The following is an 18,130-nucleotide window of genomic DNA, read 5'->3' on the forward strand; positions in this document are numbered from 1 at the left end:
TTGACCGGCTGTATCAGCGGCACCATCACAGAACGTCGCGAGTGTCATCAGTGGCCGCGGAGAAGTTTTCTTCGTGGGTCTGCTGGTACTCCTGCCACGCGTCGGCGTCCCAGATCTCCAGGTAGTCGACCGATCCGATCACCACACATTCCTTGGACAGGTTTGCGTAGCGACGGTGATCCGCCGACAGGGTGATCCGCCCCTGGCCGTCCGGACGCTGCTCGTCTGCGGCCGCGGCGAAAACCCGCAACTGCGCGCGACGCTCCGGATGCGCCTTGGCCTCTTCCACCGCTTTGCGTGCACGTTCCTCGAACTCATCCCGCGGGTACACGGCCAGGCTGTGATCTTGACTCTTCGTGACCATCAACCCTCCTGCCAGTACGTCGCGGAACTTGGCGGGCAGTGTGAGCCGCCCCTTGTCGTCGAGCTTGGGCGTGTAGGTACCCAGAAACATCTGGACACCTCCCGCCGCCGGAGTTCGGATCCCGAGTCGCTTGTGAGATCCAGGCCTTGTGCCCTCCGCACGGGGTTCTGTTTCCCCGTTGGCCGCCACTTTACCCCACGATCCCCCACTTTGCTCCATTTAGTTGGTCCAGTTTGGGCGTTCTCCCCACCCGAACCGCCCACAATTGCCCCCTGACGACACCTCAGCGCCCCACCGACGCCCACGGAAACAGAAAAACCGCAGGTGAAGGCCTGCGGCGAGAAGGTGGGGGGTTGTGGGGAGAAATTCCCTGAGAATCTGCTGCGCTCCCCCACATCGCCCCACAGCCGGGAGCGGGGCACCTACTCCGGCGTGTCGCTGGGCCGCCCTCGGCACCGGCCGGGCAGGCAGGAAAAGCGCACAAAAAAAGAGGGCAACCCGTTACGGGCTGCCCCCTGACTCAGTCAGACGGTTCAGTCGTCGAACCGGCGCCGGAACCGGTCTTCCATCCGAGTGGTGAAAGAGCCGCCGCCGCGCTGACGACGCTGCCGCGGTGCATTGCCGGAACCCTGGGCTGCCCGCCCGGGACCGCCGGTCACGCGCGGGCCGGTGACGGCGAACACCACGCCGGCGAACATCGCGACGAAGCCGAACACCGACAGCACCGGGAAACCACCGAGCCACAGCGATTTCACCGCGACACCGACTACCAACAACGCCAGGCCGAGGACGAACAACAACGCGCCCTGAAGCCTGCGCCGAGCCGATGGCGCACGCAAGGTCCCACCACGAACGCTCGAGGCGAACTTGGGATCCTCGGCATAAAGCGCGCTCTCGATCTGGTCGAGCATGCGCTGCTCATGATCGGAGAGTGGCATTCGTCCCTCCTTGCCGACGCCGCCGTCGCTTTTCAAGATTTCACGTGCCCGCAATCACGGGCACCTAACCCTAATGATACGAGGTCGATCCGAGCCGTACCACCTTGTTCGCCGTCGATTGTAGGTCGTCATGAGATAGCTCGGGTCGACGGGACCGACCGTCTGTCAACCGGATAATGCTGAAGATAATGAGTTAGGCAGGACACCGGGCGGGCGAAAGGCGAAAGCATTGGCGACGTATCTCATCGATCTGTCGCCGGACGATATGAAGCGCCGGCTTCCCGAGGCTCTGCGCGTGTACGTCGACGCCATGCGCTACCCACGCGGAACCGAGGAACAGCGCGCCGCGCTGTGGCTCGAACACACGCGCCGCGCAGGCTGGAAATGCGTGGCCGCCGTCGAGGCCCCCGAAACCACCAGGCCCGACAGCACGGATCTGCTCGACGCTCCCCTGCAGGGGATCGCATACGGCTACAGCGGCGCGCCGGATCAGTGGTGGCAGCAACAGGTCATCTCCGGCCTCCAGCGGATGGGCACCAACCCGGTACACATCGCCGACCTGATGGCCAGCTACTTCGAACTCACCGAGCTGCACATCGAGCCACGCGCCCAGGGTCAGGGCCTCGGCGAGGCTCTGACCAGGCGACTGTTGGCCGGTCGGGATGAATCGCACGTGCTGTTGTCGACCCCTGAGATCAACGGCGAGGCCAACCGGGCGTGGCGGTTGTACCGGCGGCTGGGCTTCACCGACGTCATCCGCGGATACCACTTCGCCGGCGACCCCCGGCCGTTCGCCATCCTCGGTCGCCCACTGCCGTTGTGAGATCTGGCACGATGACCAGCGTGCATGTCCGACCACCCAGCCGCCTTCCCAGACGTAGCCGACGGACCCGCCTGCTCACGTTGGTGATGTTGTTGCTGATCCTGCCCATGGCGGTGGGCTGCGTCCGGGTCCGCACGTCGATCACGGTCTCCCCCGACGACAGGGTGTCCGGTCAGATCATCGCCGCCGCCAAGCCGCGCGACGCCGACGACAAGGGCCCGCAGCTGCTGAACAACCTTCCGTTCGCCACGAAGGTCGCCGTCTCGGAGTACAGCCGCGACGACTACGTCGGTTCCCAGGCCGTCTTCTCCGACCTCACGTTCGCCGAACTGCCCCAGCTCGCCGGCATGAGCCGGGATGCCGCCGGCGTCGACATCTCCCTGCGCCGCGCGGGTGACCTGGTGATCCTGGAAGGCCGGGTGGACCTCACCTCGCTCAACGATCCGCAGGCCGACGTTCTGCTGACGGTGTCGTTCCCCGGCGAAGTGACCTCGACCAACGGCGATCAGGTGAGTTCCTCGATCGTGGAATGGAAACTGCGGCCGGGCATCGTCAGCACCATGAGCGCCCAGGCCCGCTACACCGATCCCAGTGCCCGGTCCTTCACCACCGCGACCATCTGGCTCATCGTCGGCGCACTCCTGGTGGCCGGCGTGATCGGAAGCCTGGCCTGGATCAGCCGGGACACCTCCCCGAAACCGGGTGACCCGGTCACCGGCGGCGACTGACCACCGACCTCGCCCAGCAATTGCCGGGCGGCCCTCACTTGGTACAAAACGCGTGACACGCTCTACGCTGAGTGCACTCTCCGGACACACCGTTGAACACAGAAAGGGGCGGGCGCTGAGCGTGCAAACATCGGCTCCGTCAACCGTCGAGCTGGCCGCAGCCGTCACCGACCAACTGCGCGACTACCTCCGTGAGCGCCGCCGCGACTGCGAGTACATCGGGACCGACTACGCCGAGCTGACCGAGGCCCTCGAAGAATTCGTGCTGCGCGGCGGCAAACGGATGCGCCCCGCCTTCGCCTACTGGGGCTGGCGCGCGGTGATCGACCCGGCCGACCGCCCCGCCGATCCCGATGTGCTGAGGTTGTTCGCCGCACTGGAGCTGCTGCAGGCCTGTGCTCTGGTGCACGACGACGTCATCGACGATTCGGCCACCCGCCGTGGCCTGCCCACCGTGCACCGGGTGTTCGCCGACCGGCACCGCGAGCGCAATTGGCACGGCTCGTCGCGACAGTTCGGGTTGTCGGCGGCCATCCTGGCCGGCGACCTGGCGCTGTCCTGGGCCGACGACATCGTCGCCTCCGCCCCGATCCCCGCCGACGCGCAGCAGCGCGTCCAGCAGGTCTGGCGTCACATCCGCACCGAAGTCCTCGGCGGCCAGTACCTCGACATCGTCGCGGAGGCCAGCCGCGCCGAATCGGTGGCCTCGGCGATGAACGTCAACACCTTCAAGACCGCGTCCTACACTGTGGCCCGTCCGCTTCAGCTGGGCGCCGCCGCGGCCGCCGACCGGCCCGACGTGCAGCAGATCTTCCACCAGGTCGGCAACGATCTGGGGGTCGCCTTCCAGCTCCGCGACGACGTGCTCGGGGTGTTCGGCGACCCGGCGGTGACCGGAAAACCCTCCGGTGACGACCTGCGATCCGGCAAGCGCACGGTACTGCTGGCCGAGGCTCTCGAGCTCGCCGACAAGTCCGACCCCGCGGCCGCAGAGCTGCTGCGCACCTCGGTGGGCACCGAACTGTCCGACGCCAAGGTGGGCGACCTGTGCCGGGCCATCGAATCGGTGGGCGCCCTGGCCGCCGTCGAGGCGCACATCGAGCTGCTGACCAACCGCGCCCTGGACACCCTGGCCGCCGCTCCCATCCACCCCCAGGCAAAGACCGGTCTGGCCGAGATCGCCCGGTTCGCGGCGAACCGGTCGGCGTAGGAGCACGTCACAACGACATGACGACTCCCTCATGACAACTATGCCGACCGAGACCCCGAGAACCGGGGTCGCGCAACATATCTCACGCCTGGCCGCATTTGCGATGTCCGCCGATGCCCGCCCGGCCCGGCTGGGTTTCCTCGGCGCGGCCGTACTGACCATCGGCGGACTGGGCGCGGGCAGCACCCGAATACACGACCCGCTCCTGGAGTCACTGCACCTGTCCTGGCTGCGATTCGGGCACGGCCTCGTGCTGTCCTCGATCCTGCTGTGGGTCGGCGTCGCCATGATGCTGATCGCCTGGCTGTGGCTGGGCCGGCGCGTGATCGACCGCACCGCCAGCGAGTACACCATGGTGGCCACGACCGGTTTCTGGCTCGCGCCACTACTGTTGAGCGTCCCGCTGTTCAGCCGCGACACCTACTCATACCTCGCCCAGGGCGCGCTGCTGCGCGACGGCCTCGATCCCTATGTGGTCGGGCCGGTGGAGAATCCGAACGTCCTGCTGGACAACGTGAGCCCGATCTGGACGACGACCACCGCACCCTACGGACCGGCCTTCATCCTGGTCGCGAAGTTCGTCACGATGCTGGTGCGCGACGACGTCGTGGCCGGCACCATGTTGCTGCGGCTGTGCATGCTGCCCGGACTGGTCTTGCTGATCTGGGCGACCCAGCGCGTCGCGCGGCACATCGGCGCGAGTCCGGCCACCGCCCTGTGGGTCTGCGTGCTCAACCCGCTGGTGATCATCCACCTGATGGGCGGCGTGCACAACGAGATGCTGATGGTCGGGCTCATGATGGCCGGCATCGCACTGACGTTCCGACGGCACCCGGTCTGGGGTGTCGGCCTGATCGCCATGGCCGTCGCAGTCAAAGCGACCGCGGGACTTGCACTTCCGTTCATCGTGTGGGTGTGGGCGCGGCAACTGCGCGACCGCCGCGACCAACCGCCGGTGCGGGCATTCGTCGTGGCCACCGTTGCCTCCATGGCGATCCTCGCCGCCGTGTTCGCGGTGATGTCGTGGCTCGCGGGCGTCGGCCTCGGCTGGCTCTCGGCCCTAGCTGCCGGCAACGTCAAGATCATCAACTGGCTCACCGTGCCCACGGCCGCCGCCAACCTGATCAACGCCATCGGCGGCCTGATCTTCCCGGTCAACTTCTACGCCGTGCTCGAGGTCACCCGCATCATCGGCATCCTGACGATCGTGATCGCCCTGCCGCTGTTGTGGTGGCGCTACCGGCACACCGACCGCGAAGCCCTCACCGGCACCGCCCTGGTCATGGCGGTGGTCGTGTTGTTCGTCCCCGCCGCGCTGCCCTGGTACTACACCTGGCCGCTGGCCGTGGCGGCCGCCCTGATCCAGACCCGGCCCGCCATCGCGGTGGTGGCCGGGCTATCCACCTGGATCATGGTGATGTGGAAACCCGATGGGGCCCACGGCATGTATTCGTGGGCGCACGTCCTGCTGACCACGGCATGCGCAGTGGTGGCGTGGTACTCGCTGTACCGCGCACCCGAGCGGCCCGCGGCTGAGCCGGCGGCCGAAAACCAGCCGTCAGTAACCTAGCGCCTGCGCGCGGCGCAGAACCTCACGTGCCTGGTGGGAATGCAGGGCGTCGATCGGGCGGGCATTGGGCACCTGCTCGGTGCGTCCGTCGGCGGTGATCGTCAGCGACTCGTCCGGGGTGAACAACCAGCGCACGATCTCGGTGTCGCGGTAGCCGCCGTCACGCAGCACGACCAGCAGGCCGGGCAGGTGCTTGACCACGTGGCCCTTGTCATCGAAGAAGACCTGCGGCACCACCATGACGCGGTCGCGGCGCACGGCGATCAACTGGCCGTCGCGCAACTGCTGATGCACCTTGGTGACCGGGATGCCGAGCAAACCCGACACCGTCGGCAGATCGTAGACGGGCTCGTCGGGGTCCAAGACATCATCGGCGACCGGAATGCTGCTCACCGCACTGATTCTAGGACCACGGCCGCAACTCGTAACATGTGTCCGGTGGAGCAGCAATCGGATCCACTCGTCGGCACCATGCTCGACGGGCGCTATCGCGTGGACACCACCATCGCCACCGGTGGCATGTCCACGGTCTACCGCGGCCTCGACGTCCGCCTGGACCGCCCCGTGGCGCTGAAGGTGATGGACTCCCGCTACAGCGGCGACAGCCACTTCCTGACCAGGTTCGGACGCGAGGCCAAGGCCGTGGCCCGGTTGAAGGATCCTGGGCTGGTCGCGGTCTACGACCAGGGCGGCGGAGGCTCCGGACCATCCCACCAACCACCTTTCCTGGTGATGGAACTCATCGAGGGTGGCACGCTCCGCGAGCTGCTGGCCGAACGCGGCCCGATGCCCCCGCACGCGGTCGCCGCGGTGCTGGCACCGGTACTCGGCGGGCTCGCAGTCGCACACCGCGCCGGCCTCGTGCACCGCGACATCAAGCCCGAGAACGTCCTGATCTCCGACGACAGCGAGGTCAAGATCGCCGATTTCGGTCTGGTGCGCGCCGTCGCCGAGGCCAAGATCACCTCGACCAGCGTGATCCTGGGTACCGCGGCCTACCTGTCCCCCGAGCAGGTCAGTACCGGTGACGCCGATCCGCGCAGTGACGTGTACGCCGTCGGGATCCTCACCTACGAACTGCTCACGGGAGTCACCCCGTTCACCGGGGACTCGGCGCTCACCGTCGCATACCAGCGCATGGACAACGATGTGCCGGCGCCGAGCGGGGTAATCGCAGGGGTGCCAACGCAATTCGACCAGTTCGTACGCCGCGCCACGGCACGCGATCCGGGGCAGCGCTTCGCCGACGCCGACGAGATGCGGGCGGAACTGACCGAGATCGTCGACGACCTCGGGCTGCCGGCATTCCGGGTGCCCGCACCGCAACATTCGGCGCAGCACCTGGCCGCTACCCGCGTGCATGATCTCGGTGCCGCCGACGGCCGCCGGGCGGAGAGCGCCACCGTCGTGACGGCCGCCCCGCCGCCCCCGCCGATCGCGCCACCGGTCCCCCCCGCACCGCGCCAGCCGACCCGCGAGATCACCCGCGACCAGCACGACTGGGCACCGATCCCGGCCGGCCCCGAAGACGCCGAATACTCTTTCGAGGCAGGGCAATTCGCCGGCATCGAGATGAGCGAGTTCTACTGGGCCCGGCAGCGCGCCAAACGGGCGCTGGCGTTCTGGGTGATCGCGGTTCTCACCCTGACGGGCCTCGTCGCCGCCGCAGCATGGACGCTGGGCAGCCACGTCGCGGCGCTGCTCTAGCCCACAGTGCTAGCCGCGCAGCATCTCCGCGACGAGGAACGCCAACTCCAGACTCTGCTGGGTGTTGAGCCGCGGATCGCACGCGGTCTCGTAGCGACCGGCCAGATCCGAATCCGAGATGTCCTGCGCCCCACCGAGGCACTCGGTGACGTTCTCACCGGTGATCTCGACGTGGATGCCGCCGGGGTGGGTGCCGAGGGTGTGGTGCACCTCGAAGAACCCCTGCACCTCGTCGACGATGCGGTCGAAGTGGCGGGTCTTGTAGCCGGTCGACGACTCGTGGGTGTTGCCGTGCATCGGATCGCACTGCCAGATCACCTGGTGGCCCGTGGCCTGGACCTTCTCGATGATGGGCGGCAGCAGATCGCGCACCTTGTTGTTGCCCATCCGCGTCACCAGGGTCAGCCGGCCGGGCTCGTTGTTCGGATCCAGCCGCTCGACGTACTCGACGGCCATCTCCGGCGTCGTGGTCGGCCCCAGCTTGATCCCGATCGGGTTGGCGATCACCTCGGCCAGTGCCACATGGGCACCGTCGAGCTGACGCGTGCGCTCACCGATCCACAGGTAGTGCGCGGACTGGTTGTACAGCTTGGGCGGCCCGTCCGGGTTCTCCGCGGGATCGGCCAGCCGCAGCATCGCGCGCTCGTAGTCGATCACCAGCGCCTCGTGGCTGGCGAAGATGTCGGCGGTCTGCAGATTACGGTCCGCCACCCCGCAGGCGGACATGAACTTCAGGCCCCGGTCGATCTCCCCCGCCAACGCCTCGTACCGGGCACCGGCGGGCGAGGTCCGGACGAACTCTCGGTTCCAGTTGTGCACGAGGTGCAGCGACGCCAGCCCGGACGAGGTCAGCGCGCGCACGAGGTTCATCGCGGCGCTGGCATTGGCGTAGGCCCGCACCAACCGCGACGGATCATGCTCGCGCACCGCAGCATCCGGCGCGAAGCCGTTGATCATGTCACCGCGGTAGGACCTCAGGCCGAGCGCGTCCAGATCCGCCGACCGCGGCTTGGCGTACTGGCCGGCGATTCGGGCCACCTTGACCACCGGCATGCTGGCGCCGTAGGTCAGCACCACCGCCATCTGCAACAGGGTGCGGATGTTGGCCCGGATGTGCGGCTCGGTGTTGTCGACGAACGTCTCGGCGCAGTCGCCACCCTGCAGCAGGAAGGCCTCGCCGCGGGCGACGTCGGCGAGCAGGCCCTTGAGCTTCTCGATCTCCGACGGCACGGTGACCGGAGGCACGCTCTCCAGCACGGTACGCATGGCCTTGGCCGCGTCCGGGTCCCAGCTGGGCTGCTGTACCGCCGGCTTGGCCAGCGCCGCATCGAGCCGTTGACGCAGCTCGTCGGTCAGCGGAGGCAGTGGCGGCAGCTGGTCGATGGGGATGTCGACGGTCCAGTTCACCCGTTCATGGTAGCCGCCGGTGAACGGCCGTTTTCAGGGCTTTGTCACCCGGGTTGCCGCGCCGGCCTGAGCCCCTCACCCGTCATCAGCTGGAACCGGTGCAGATTGTGCCGTGCGTCGACGAGCGCATCGTGCGCATCGGTCGGTCGCGCCGGCATCCGCGGCGAACCGCGCTCCTCCCAGAACTGGCGCAGCTCGCGGGTGAACCGCGGCATCGCCGGAGGCAGGTCGGTCATCGGCCCCCACAGCTGACATAGCACCACGTGGTCATAGGCGCCCACCCAGGCCCACAGCTCGATCGGTTCGTCACCGTCGATGTCGAAGAAATCCTCCAGCTCCGACCGGATCTGCCGCCGGGACCGCCACAGCTTCGACGACGGCGACGGCAGCTTGGGCAGTACGTGTTTGCGCACCCACCGACCGGCCCGGTCCGGATTGAATTCCGTCGAGATCGCGTAGTACTCGCGTCCGTCCTCGGCGGCCACGCCGATCGAGATCAGGTCGATGGTGTGACCGTCGTCGATGAACTCGGTGTCGTAGAAGTAGCGCATCAACCAATCCGTCCTGCCCGCTCGTCCGTCTTCGCCGCCGCCGTCGACACCGGTGCGGGGGCCGCGTGGATCTCGCGATCCAGTTGCGCATCGACAGTGGCGTCGTCGGGGAACTTCGGCATCCCGGTGATCGCGTCCTGCAACCACAGTTTGGCCTGCACCACGGGCCGGCGCAGCCAGCGCTCCCGCTCCAGTGCACGGTGCATCTTGCGCGGATGGCCGGTGTAGCGCCAGCGCGCCCACGGAGCATGCGGCCGCGACAGCCGAACCGCCCCGACGAACAACAACGGGGTAATGAACATGCCCACCAATCCAGTCCACACCTTGCCTTTGAGCAGAACCACCACCGCCAGCAGCAGGGTCAGCACCGCCACCCCGACCACGAGCGCGCGCATGGCCGCCGACTGGTCCTCGCGCCAGATACCGATATCAAAGAATGACAGCGGATTGAAACCCAGGATCAACAACCCCGCCACCGCGACCGCGGCGAACACCGCATCCACCGACGTCCGGCCGTCCTCGGCCCAGTACACGTCCGACAGATGCAGGATCAGCGCGAACTCGTCGAGCACCAGGGCCGCGCCGATTCCGAAGAACACCGCAGCCACCGTGAACTCCGGTACACCGCCGTTGACCGCGAGCGTCACCATCGTCACGCCCGACACGAGCACCAGCACCACACCGATCACCATGTGGTGGATGTGTACGGAACCGTGTCCCATGTTGCGGGGCTGCCACCACCTGGGCGGCCGTTCGCTGCCGGCATTGCGGCGGATGTAACGCACCACGATGCGGGTCACGAAGAACGTGAGAATGAACGCCACCAGGCAGCACAGCAGCGGCAGGCGATCGCGGGTGAGGAAATCGAGGTGGACGGTCGCGTGCACGGACAGAGAACTTACGCCGACCTGCGCGCGTCGCGAGTGCGGATGCGCCCTCTGCGAGTTGCCCCCGATAGTCTGTTGAGGACATGAGTAAGCGGCAGTCGCCCGGCGGGGCTGGTTGGGCACCGACGATCGGGTGGCGGCTTTTCCAGTTGCTCACAGCGGCCGGGTTGATCCTGGTCGGCTGGAAGCTTCTGGGGCACGTGCCCTATCGCATCGACATCGACGTATATCGGATGGGCGGGCGGGCGTGGCTGGACAACCAGCCGCTGTACGCCGACGGCGCCATTTTCCACACGCAGGGCGGTCTCGACCTGCCGTTCACCTATCCCCCGCTCGCGGCGATCATGTTCGCCCCGTTCGCCTGGCTCTCGTTACCGGCGGCGAGCGTGGCGATCACGGCCACCACACTGGTGCTGCTGATCGTCTCGATGGTGATCGTGCTGACCCGGCTGAACGTCTGGCCCGACACGACCGTCACCTCCGAGCCGGCCTGGCTGCGGCGCTGCTGGCTGGCCGCCGCCCTCGTAGCGCCCGCGGTCATCTGGCTGGAACCGATCCGGTCGAACTTCGAGTTCGGGCAGATCAACGTGGTGCTGATGACGCTCGTAGTCGCCGACTGCGTTCCGCGCCGCACGCCGTGGCCGCGCGGCGTGCTGCTGGGTTTGGCGATCGCGCTCAAACTCACCCCCGCGGTGTTCCTGCTGTACTTCCTGTTGCGCCGCGACATCCGCACGCTGCTGCGGACCGCCGCGGCCGCGGTGGTGGCGACGCTGGCCGGGTTTGTCCTGGCCTGGACGGACTCGATCGAATACTGGACCGAGACGGTGCGCAACACCGACCGGATCGGTACGGCCACTCTCAACACCAACCAGAACATCGCAGGCACGCTGGCCCGCCTCGGCCTGTCCGAGGGACCGCGGTTCGCCTTGTGGGTCGTGGCCTGCTTCGCCGTGCTGGCACTGACGGTGTGGGCGGCCCGACGGATCCTCCGCTCAGGCGCCGATGAGGGCCCGGTGCTCGCACTGATCTGCGTGGCCATGTTCGGACTGGTGGTGTCACCGGTGTCGTGGTCACATCATTGGGTCTGGACTCTGCCGACCCTGTTGGTGACCGGCGTGCTCGCCTACCGGATGCGCAAGACTTCCCTGGCCGCGCTGTCGCTGGCCCTGGTGACGCTGATCGGACTCGCCCTGATGGTGTGGACGCCCATCGCACTGTTGACCCCCCACCAGGAGACCGCCGCGTCGCTGATGCGGCAGCTGGCCGGTGACGCCTACCTGTGGTGGGCGCTCGCGGTCATCGCGGTCATCGGGTTCGTGTCCGCCGCGCGGGCGGGTCAGACCACCGCTGAGCCCGCCGCCCCACTGGTCCGGTTGACCGGGGGCGAAGCGGCCTAACCCGCCGCGGCGTGCGGAAGGCGCGACGCCGGCTTGGTGGTGTCGACCGGTTGACCGTTGGTCTGCTGCGCGCTCTCCTTGATGGCGGCGGCGTAGATGTCGACATACTCCTGACCGGAGAGGTCCATCAGGTCGTACATGACCTCGTCGATCACGGCGCGCTCGATGAAGCGGTTGCCGGCCAGGCCGTCGAACCGGCTGAAGTCCATGGGCTTGCCGAACCTGACCTCGACCCGGCCGAACCGCAGCCCCTTCGATCCCGGCGGGTTGACCACGTCGGTGCCGACCATCGCCACGGGGATCACCGGGACCCCGGTCTCAAGGGCCAGCCTGGCCAGTCCGGTCTTGCCCTTGTACAGGCGACCATCGGGTGAGCGGGTGCCTTCGGGATACATGCCGAGCAGCTTGCCCTCGCCGAGGATCCGCGCGCCGGTGGTCAGGGCGGCCTGCGCCGAATCCGCGTCGGTGCGGTCGATCGGCACCTGGCCGACGACGGTGTAGAACCAGGCCAGGAACCGGCCTTTGATCCCGGTGCCGGTGAAGTACTCCTGCTTGGCCAGGAACGTGATGCGGCGGCTGACCACCAGCGGCAGGTAGAAGCTGTCCATCACCGCCAGGTGGTTACTGGCCAGGATGGCCGGACCGTCGGTCGGAACATGTTCCAGCCCAGTGATTTTCGGCCGACCGAGGACGGCCAGCAAGGGGCCCAACAGGATGTACTTGAACAGCCAATACCACATGGACCCTCCACCTTGTGCGCACCGCGCAATGCTCTGCGACAACTGTACCCAGGCCATGTTGTGGCTACCACATCAAGGCCTGAATGCCCGCTGTGTCTCAGCCGCGCCTCAGCCCGCTCAGTCTTCGAAGGTGACCGGGATGTGCTGGTAGCGACCAGGAGGGGGCGGAGGCGGATAATCGTCGGGCGACGGTGCGTCCGGTCCCCCGTCGGGTGACGGGCTACCTCCCTCGGGACCGCTATCCCCGTCGTCGTCCAGGACCGCTCGGATCACCGTCAGCAGAGCCACGCTGTGCTCGGCGACGACCGACAGGAGCGGATGCTGCTCACCGTTGACGACCGCCGCGAGCGCACACACCGGGCACCACACCTGCTGGCACTTGCCCGGCGCGCTGTCGGCCGACGCCGCGAAGTTGGCCGCCGCCAACCGCACCGCCGGATCCAGCCGGTCGAGGATTTCCTGCGCCAATTGCCGCAGCTCCGAACCCAGCTCGGGATGAGACCCCGTCATGCCGGCCACACCTCCGGGTTCGGACGAAAACGTACGGTCAGCTCGCCACCGCGCAGTTGGGCATCCGTCACGATGCACCGACGCAGGACCGAGGCCAACCGCACGCGGCGGCGCATGCCTGCGACGCCGATGATCAAGTCGTCATCGACGCGGCCCAGCGTGAGGCCGGCCGAATCGATCTGCGGCAACTCTAGCCGCAATCGGTACACCGCTTCGAGTCCAGACCCCGACTCCCGATCGACGATGGGCCGCAGCGGTCCCGGCGGCGGCGATCCGTCGCGCCGCCGGGCACTGTCGATCAGCTCCCCCAGCGCCTTGGGACCGATCGGTTCGCCCGGCACGTGCGGTACGAGCACCAGCTGCACGTCTCCGATCGTGGCGTCGAGTTCGTCGAGCACGGTCTGCTGCTCGGCGATCCGCTCGCTGTACCAGTCGAAGGCGGGGTGCGCCGGCAGGTTCTGATACTCGAACGAATCATCTTGTACCAAAATCTGATTGACGATGATCTCGCCCACCTCGACGCCCATCAGGGCAAGCGATCCCAGGGTCCGCGAGGCCTCGGCGGCCACCACCCGCTCCGGCGTGAGCACCAGATGCGCGCTCACCCGTGAGCCGTCGGTCAGCAAGGTGCCGAGCCGGCGGATACCGGCATCCACCTGTTCGATCAGCGCGACGATGGCCGCACTGACCGCATCCGGTGAGCCCGACAGTCTGCGGTGCCGGGGCCAGGCCCGCTCCAGATACAGACCGAAGGTCTCCGGCAGCGTCAGCATTCTCAGCGCATCGGCGGTCGAGGCGCAGTCCACCACGACGTGATCCCAGCGACCGGAATCGGCGAGCTCACCCACCTCGTGCAGACCGAGCACTTCCTGGATCCCCGGAAGCGCCGAAAGTTCTTCTGGGGCAACGTCTCCCAGATCCGACTCGGGGAACCGGGCTGCCAACGGGCCGGCCGTGGAGACCCACCGCGCACCCAGCAGGGCCAGCGTGTCCAACGCGAGGGCATCCAGGACCCCGCCCGTGCCGGTCAGTTCCGTGTCGAGATCACTGAGCACGCGGGTGGGCGCCCGCTGCCCGGTTGGAGCCAGCGCGATCCCGAGGACATCGCCGGTGGAATGCGCCTGATCGGTGGACACGATCAGCACCCGCCGGCCGGCAGCGGCGTCGCGCACCGCGGTGGCGGTCGCCAGCGTCGACTTACCTACGCCGCCCTTGCCGACGAAAAGGCTGATCCTCGCAGGAGAAGGTGTGCTCCCATCCGGCGAAGTCACTCAGCCTCGGCTCGTTTCTTGAGGTCCTTCAGAGCCGTGTCGGTGAGCCTGCGCTCAGCCTTGCGCTTGAGCAACCCGATCATCGGGATGATGAGGTCGACCGACAACTCGTAGGTGACCTCCGTGCCGGATCCCTTGGGCGCCAAGCGGTATGCCCCCTCGAGCGACCGCAGCAACGAACTGGACACCAAGGACCAGGTCACCGAGGTGCGATCAGCAGGCCACACGTAGGCCAGCACCATCGTGTCCTTGAGCACCGCGGCGTCGAGCACCAATCTGGCCGTCTTGGGGTTGCCCTGTGCGTCGGTCTCCAGGACCTCGGCTTCCTTGTACTCGGCGACCCATTGCGGATACGAGCCGATATCGGCGATGACGTCCATCACCGTCACCGGATCGGCGTCGATGTAGATGGTCTGTGTCGTCTTGTCGGCCACCGCATCGCCCTATCTCCCCGCACGCGGGGTTCCCCTACTTCCCCCGCCCCGCGGGGGTGCTCTGGCTCTCGCCGAGAAATCTACCCTCCCGCAGATAGACCCGGTCAAACGCGCCAGACGTCAGGCCAGTCGGGACACCCCGACCGGGCGCGCCGACTCCAACCGCTGCTTGATCCCGAAGGACATCGCCTTGCCCGCCACGCGCCGCTGGTGGTTCATCTTTGCCAGATCCATGTCGGCCAACTGCTTTGCCGTGGCACCGGACGGTTCGGCGTGCAGGAAGTAATGCAGCACCACACCGTCCATCACCTCCTCCAGCCAGACCTCCATGGTGCCGGTCAACGCACCGGTCACATTCCAGCGATGGCCCTTCTCGGCGCGGTCCTCGACGACCTTGAGCACCAGGTCGGGCCACCACCGCCGCCAGCTGGCGGGGTCGGCAACCGCGGCGCCCACGGCGACCGGATCGGCGCAGACGAATGTCTCGTCGGCGATCTGAATGCTGTTCATCGCGGACAAGCTTCACATATGCGCGATCACCTGCCTACCGCGGCCGACTAGGCTGACGCGCAAAGCCACCATCACAAGCCTGGAGGGCAAGATCGTGCGTGAGTCAATGCGGGAGTACAACGTGCCCGCGTCCTTTGCCGTCGACGAGCACGACAGCGTCGTCAGCTCGGTATCCGCGCACGCGGCCGACAGCCCTGACCACGTCATCTTCCGGCGCCTGGTCGACGGGGCCTGGACCGACGTGACCTGCGCCGAAGCGGCCGACCAGATTCGTTCGGTCGCCCTGGGGCTGATCGCCGAGGGAATCCAGCCCGGCGACCGCGTGGCGATCATCTCGGCCACCCGTTACGAGTGGCCGATCATCGACTTCGCGATCCTGTCGGTCGGCGCGGTCACCGTGCCGATCTACGAGACCTCCTCGGCCGAGCAGGTGCGGTTCGTCCTGGACAACTCTGCGGCGAAGATCATCTTCGCCGAGACCGACGGGCACGCGCAGACTGTCGAACAACTCCGCGGCCAGCTGCCCGAGCTGCGCAAGGTGCTGCGGATCGACGGCACCGGCACCCCCGCGCTGGAGGCCATGGCCGAGGCCGGTAAGTCGGCCGACCCCGCCGAACTCGACAAGCGCCTGGCCGGCATCCGCTCGGCCGATCCGGCCACCCTGATCTACACGTCGGGAACCACGGGCCAGCCCAAGGGTTGCCAGCTGACCCACTCGAACCTGCTCTACGAGATCCGGGGAGCCAAGGCGTGCTTCCCCACCGAGCTGGCCCCGGGCGAGCGGATGCTCGTGTTCCTGCCGCTGGCCCACGTGCTGGCCCGGGCCATCACCATCGCGGCCTTCACCAACAAGGTCACCCTCGGCTTCACCAGCGACATCAAGAACCTGGTCCCGACCTTCGGCGTGTTCAAGCCGACGCTCGTGGTCTCGGTGCCCCGCGTGTTCGAGAAGGTCTACAACACCGCCGAGCAGAACGCCCGCAACGACGGCAAGGGCAAGATCTTCTTGATCGCAGCCGATACCGCGATCGAGTGGAGTAAGGCGCAGGACACCGGGGGCGCCGGTCTGCTGCTGCGCGCCAAGCACGCCCTGTTCGACAAGCTGGTCTACGGCAAGCTGCGGGCAGCCCTCGGCGGTGAATGCCGGGCGGCCATCTCCGGTGGCGCACCGCTGGGTGCCCGGCTGGGCCACTTCTATCGCGGTGTGGGCCTGAGCATCTACGAGGGCTACGGCCTCACCGAGACCAGCGCGGCCATCACCGTGAACCGGGTCAACGACCTCAAGGTCGGCTCGGTCGGCAAGCTGATGCCCGGAAACAGCATGCGTATCGCCGAGGACGGTGAGCTGCTGGTCAAGGGCGGCGTGGTGTTCAGCGGTTACTGGGGCAACGAGTCCGAGACCAACGCGGTGTTCTCTGACGGCTGGTTCCACACCGGCGACCTCGGCGCCATCGATGACGACGGTTTCCTGACCATCGTCGGGCGCAAGAAGGAAATCATCGTCACCGCCGGCGGCAAGAACGTCGCCCCCGCGCTGCTCGAGGACCGGCTGCGGGCCCATCCGTTGATCAGCCAGGCCATGGCCGTCGGCGATCAACAGCCGTTCATCGCCGCACTCATCACCATCGACCCTGAGGCATTCCCGGGTTGGAAGCAGCGCAACGGCAAGGACACCGGCGCCTCGGTCGGCGATCTCGCCGACGACCCGGACCTGCTGGCCGAGATCGACCTGGCGGTCAAGGACGCCAATCAGGCGGTGTCGCATGCCGAGTCGATCCGCAAGTTCCGGATCCTGCCCGTCGACTTCACCGAGGACACCGGCGAGCTGACCCCGACGCTGAAGGTCAAGCGCAAGGTGGTGGCCGAGAAGTTCGCCACCGACATCGCGGCGCTGTACGGCTGAGGCCGGCTACGGCTGAACCGGGTTCAGCCCGACAGCAACCCGGTCAGCCGGGCGCCCTGCGAGCGCCACTGCCAGTTGTCGACGGCCCAGTGCCGCCCCGCCACACCCATCGCGGCGGCGCGGCCCGGATCGGCCAGTAGATCGCCCACTGCCGTCGCCACCGCGGCCACGTCGGTGCCGTCCACGACGGTGCCGGTCTGACCGTCCAGCACTGTTTCCGGTGCCCCGCCGGAGGTTCCGGCGACCACCGGCACGCCGCAGGCCGAGGCCTCCAGGTAGACGATGCCGAGTCCCTCGACGTCCAGCCCCGCTCCACGAGTACGGCACGGCATGGCGAAGACGTCGGCCATCGCGTGGTGCGCGGGCAGCTCCGCACCCGGCACCGCACCGGTGAAAACGACGTCGGCGGCCGCATCGTGCGTGTGCACGAGTTGCTTGAGGGTCGGCAGATACGGTCCCCCACCGACGATGACCAGGGCCGCGTCGGGGATGCGACGCCGGATCGCGGGCCAGGCGCGGACGAGCATGTCCTGGCCCTTGCGCGGCACCAGGCGGGACAGGCAGACCACCACCGGGCGCTGTCCCAGCCCGTACCGTGCGCGCAGCTCGGCCCGGGCCACCGGGTCGGGCACGAATCGGTCGGTGTCGACGCCGGGCGACAGACGTTCCAACGCCGCGTGGGGACCGAACGCCGAGGCGAACCTGCCGCGGGTGTAGCGACTGATGAACGTCACGACGTCGGCGTCATCTCCGATGCGGCGCAGGGCGCTCCGCGCCACCGGCAGCATCGACCAGCCGACCTCGTGGCCGTGGGTGCTGGCCACCACGCGGGTGGCTCCGGCGCGTCGGGCCAGCGGGCCCAGCAGCGCCAACGGGGCGGCCGCCCCGAACCACACCGTCTCGATGTCGTGCTCGGCGATCAACCTCTGCATGCGCGTCGCCACCATCGGCTCCGGGATCATCAGCGTGGTCGGGTGCCTCACCACCTGGTAGCCGGCGGCCGCGTCGTAATCGGCGCTGCCCTTCCACTTCGGCGCATACACCGTGAGCTGGTGCGAGCCGTCTCGGATCAACTCCCCGACGAAGGCCTCCAGGTATGACTGGATCCCGCCGCGACGCGGTGGAAAGTCGTTGGTGACCAACAAAACCCGCGTCATCGCGCTGTCCCCGCCCGTTTGCC

19 protein-coding genes are annotated in these 18,130 nt (G+C 67.7%); 7 read left to right on the forward strand and 12 right to left on the reverse strand.

All coding sequences use genetic code 11. The features are described 5' to 3' along the window. Positions 1-25 precede the first annotated feature (25 nt). Together mraZ and AB0876_RS24195 are read right to left on the reverse strand one after the other, a co-directional pair. Complete coding sequence (gene mraZ, locus AB0876_RS24190; RefSeq protein ID WP_055115035.1) at positions 26-454, reverse strand: division/cell wall cluster transcriptional repressor MraZ; 429 nt, start codon at positions 452-454, stop codon at positions 26-28. A gap of 443 nt (positions 455-897) precedes the next feature. After that, positions 898-1,302 (reverse strand): SCO2097 family morphological protein, encoded by a 405-nt coding sequence (locus AB0876_RS24195; protein WP_055120335.1) that lies wholly within the window; start codon positions 1,300-1,302, stop codon positions 898-900. 229 nt (positions 1,303-1,531) lie between these two features. Here AB0876_RS24195 and AB0876_RS24200 point away from each other — a divergent pair, with 229 nt between their 5' ends. The 4 genes from AB0876_RS24200 (at position 1,532) to AB0876_RS24215 (ending at position 5,633) form a co-directional block, all read left to right on the forward strand. Beyond that, complete coding sequence (locus tag AB0876_RS24200) at positions 1,532-2,125, forward strand: GNAT family N-acetyltransferase (RefSeq protein WP_526043122.1); 594 nt, start codon at positions 1,532-1,534, stop codon at positions 2,123-2,125. A gap of 11 nt (positions 2,126-2,136) precedes the next feature. Further along, positions 2,137-2,853 carry an LppM family (lipo)protein gene (locus tag AB0876_RS24205; RefSeq protein ID WP_491840599.1) on the forward strand — a complete coding sequence of 239 codons (717 nt, stop codon included), beginning with the start codon at positions 2,137-2,139 and terminating at the stop codon, positions 2,851-2,853. A gap of 121 nt (positions 2,854-2,974) precedes the next feature. Next, the gene (idsA2, locus tag AB0876_RS24210; RefSeq protein WP_491840598.1) at positions 2,975-4,063 is read left to right on the forward strand and encodes a bifunctional (2E,6E)-farnesyl/geranyl diphosphate synthase; all 1,089 of its coding nucleotides are present in this window, start codon (positions 2,975-2,977) and stop codon (positions 4,061-4,063) included. Positions 4,064-4,094: 31 nt separating this feature from the next. Continuing rightward, positions 4,095-5,633: an alpha-(1->6)-mannopyranosyltransferase A gene (locus AB0876_RS24215; RefSeq protein ID WP_491840597.1), complete on the forward strand. Its 1,539-nt coding sequence runs from the start codon at positions 4,095-4,097 to the stop codon at positions 5,631-5,633. Here the strand turns inward: AB0876_RS24215 and AB0876_RS24220 are convergent. Beyond that, positions 5,622-6,026, reverse strand: a complete 405-nt coding sequence (locus AB0876_RS24220) for an Rv2175c family DNA-binding protein (RefSeq protein ID WP_491840596.1) — start codon at positions 6,024-6,026, stop codon at positions 5,622-5,624. The genes AB0876_RS24215 and AB0876_RS24220 overlap by 12 nt on opposite strands. 36 nt (positions 6,027-6,062) lie before the next feature. Here AB0876_RS24220 and AB0876_RS24225 point away from each other — a divergent pair, with 36 nt between their 5' ends. Next, the gene (locus AB0876_RS24225; RefSeq protein WP_526043123.1) at positions 6,063-7,340 is read left to right on the forward strand and encodes a protein kinase domain-containing protein; all 1,278 of its coding nucleotides are present in this window, start codon (positions 6,063-6,065) and stop codon (positions 7,338-7,340) included. 9 nt (positions 7,341-7,349) lie between these two features. Here AB0876_RS24225 and AB0876_RS24230 read toward each other — a convergent pair whose 3' ends face one another. From AB0876_RS24230 to AB0876_RS24240, 3 genes are read right to left on the reverse strand one after another with little or no spacing between them, the layout of a single operon-like run. Continuing rightward, positions 7,350-8,747 (reverse strand): class II 3-deoxy-7-phosphoheptulonate synthase, encoded by a 1,398-nt coding sequence (locus AB0876_RS24230; protein WP_491840594.1) that lies wholly within the window; start codon positions 8,745-8,747, stop codon positions 7,350-7,352. A 44-nt stretch (positions 8,748-8,791) separates the two neighbouring features. Further along, positions 8,792-9,298: a polyadenylate-specific 3'-exoribonuclease AS gene (locus AB0876_RS24235; protein WP_055115050.1), complete on the reverse strand. Its 507-nt coding sequence runs from the start codon at positions 9,296-9,298 to the stop codon at positions 8,792-8,794. Further along, positions 9,298-10,185, reverse strand: a complete 888-nt coding sequence (locus AB0876_RS24240) for a hypothetical protein (protein ID WP_491840593.1) — start codon at positions 10,183-10,185, stop codon at positions 9,298-9,300. Before AB0876_RS24240 ends, AB0876_RS24235 begins: the two co-directional genes overlap by 1 nt. 83 nt (positions 10,186-10,268) lie before the next feature. Here AB0876_RS24240 and AB0876_RS24245 point away from each other — a divergent pair, with 83 nt between their 5' ends. After that, entirely contained in the window at positions 10,269-11,582 is a 1,314-nt protein-coding gene (locus AB0876_RS24245; protein ID WP_526043124.1) for a glycosyltransferase 87 family protein, read from the forward strand. Here AB0876_RS24245 and AB0876_RS24250 read toward each other — a convergent pair. The 5 genes from AB0876_RS24250 to AB0876_RS24270 form a co-directional block, all read right to left on the reverse strand. Beyond that, entirely contained in the window at positions 11,579-12,322 is a 744-nt protein-coding gene (locus tag AB0876_RS24250; RefSeq protein ID WP_491840591.1) for a lysophospholipid acyltransferase family protein, read from the reverse strand. The two genes, AB0876_RS24245 and AB0876_RS24250, sit on opposite strands and share 4 nt — an antisense overlap. A 117-nt stretch (positions 12,323-12,439) precedes the next feature. Continuing rightward, on the reverse strand, positions 12,440-12,832 hold the full coding sequence (locus AB0876_RS24255) for a hypothetical protein (protein ID WP_526043125.1): 393 nt from the start codon (positions 12,830-12,832) through the stop codon (positions 12,440-12,442). Beyond that, entirely contained in the window at positions 12,829-14,103 is a 1,275-nt protein-coding gene (locus AB0876_RS24260) for an ArsA family ATPase (protein ID WP_491840589.1), read from the reverse strand. Before AB0876_RS24260 ends, AB0876_RS24255 begins: the two co-directional genes overlap by 4 nt. Further along, on the reverse strand, positions 14,100-14,537 hold the full coding sequence (locus AB0876_RS24265) for an SRPBCC family protein (RefSeq protein WP_064883117.1): 438 nt from the start codon (positions 14,535-14,537) through the stop codon (positions 14,100-14,102). Before AB0876_RS24265 ends, AB0876_RS24260 begins: the two co-directional genes overlap by 4 nt. A gap of 120 nt (positions 14,538-14,657) precedes the next feature. Then, a complete protein-coding gene (locus tag AB0876_RS24270) occupies positions 14,658-15,047 on the reverse strand; it encodes a polyketide cyclase / dehydrase and lipid transport (RefSeq protein WP_055115060.1) in 390 nt (129 codons plus the stop codon). Between the two features lie 106 nt (positions 15,048-15,153). Between AB0876_RS24270 and AB0876_RS24275 the strand changes: the two genes are divergently transcribed. Continuing rightward, on the forward strand, positions 15,154-16,950 hold the full coding sequence (locus tag AB0876_RS24275) for an AMP-dependent synthetase/ligase (protein ID WP_526043280.1): 1,797 nt from the start codon (positions 15,154-15,156) through the stop codon (positions 16,948-16,950). 23 nt (positions 16,951-16,973) lie between these two features. Here AB0876_RS24275 and pimB read toward each other — a convergent pair whose 3' ends face one another. Next, entirely contained in the window at positions 16,974-18,107 is a 1,134-nt protein-coding gene (gene pimB, locus AB0876_RS24280; RefSeq protein ID WP_526043126.1) for a GDP-mannose-dependent alpha-(1-6)-phosphatidylinositol monomannoside mannosyltransferase, read from the reverse strand. Positions 18,108-18,130 lie beyond the last annotated feature (23 nt).

Origin of the sequence: Mycobacterium sp. NPDC049093 (assembly GCF_040704635.1) — a bacterium.
Classification (GTDB): Bacteria; Actinomycetota; Actinomycetes; order Mycobacteriales; family Mycobacteriaceae; genus Mycobacterium.

Coding starts and splice junctions, on each gene's coding strand:
- AB0876_RS24225 (WP_526043123.1), top strand. CDS start 6,063: ATGTGTCCGGTGGAGCAGCAATCGGATCCACTCGTCGGCACCATGCTC.
- AB0876_RS24245 (WP_526043124.1), top strand. CDS start 10,269: ATGAGTAAGCGGCAGTCGCCCGGCGGGGCTGGTTGGGCACCGACGATC.
- AB0876_RS24255 (WP_526043125.1), bottom strand. CDS start 12,832: ATGACGGGGTCTCATCCCGAGCTGGGTTCGGAGCTGCGGCAATTGGCG.
- pimB (WP_526043126.1), bottom strand. CDS start 18,107: ATGACGCGGGTTTTGTTGGTCACCAACGACTTTCCACCGCGTCGCGGC.
- mraZ (WP_055115035.1), bottom strand. CDS start 454: ATGTTTCTGGGTACCTACACGCCCAAGCTCGACGACAAGGGGCGGCTC.
- AB0876_RS24275 (WP_526043280.1), top strand. CDS start 15,154: ATGCGGGAGTACAACGTGCCCGCGTCCTTTGCCGTCGACGAGCACGAC.
- AB0876_RS24215 (WP_491840597.1), top strand. CDS start 4,095: ATGACAACTATGCCGACCGAGACCCCGAGAACCGGGGTCGCGCAACAT.
- AB0876_RS24235 (WP_055115050.1), bottom strand. CDS start 9,298: ATGCGCTACTTCTACGACACCGAGTTCATCGACGACGGTCACACCATC.
- AB0876_RS24270 (WP_055115060.1), bottom strand. CDS start 15,047: ATGAACAGCATTCAGATCGCCGACGAGACATTCGTCTGCGCCGATCCG.
- AB0876_RS24205 (WP_491840599.1), top strand. CDS start 2,137: ATGACCAGCGTGCATGTCCGACCACCCAGCCGCCTTCCCAGACGTAGC.
- AB0876_RS24250 (WP_491840591.1), bottom strand. CDS start 12,322: ATGTGGTATTGGCTGTTCAAGTACATCCTGTTGGGCCCCTTGCTGGCC.
- AB0876_RS24195 (WP_055120335.1), bottom strand. CDS start 1,302: ATGCCACTCTCCGATCATGAGCAGCGCATGCTCGACCAGATCGAGAGC.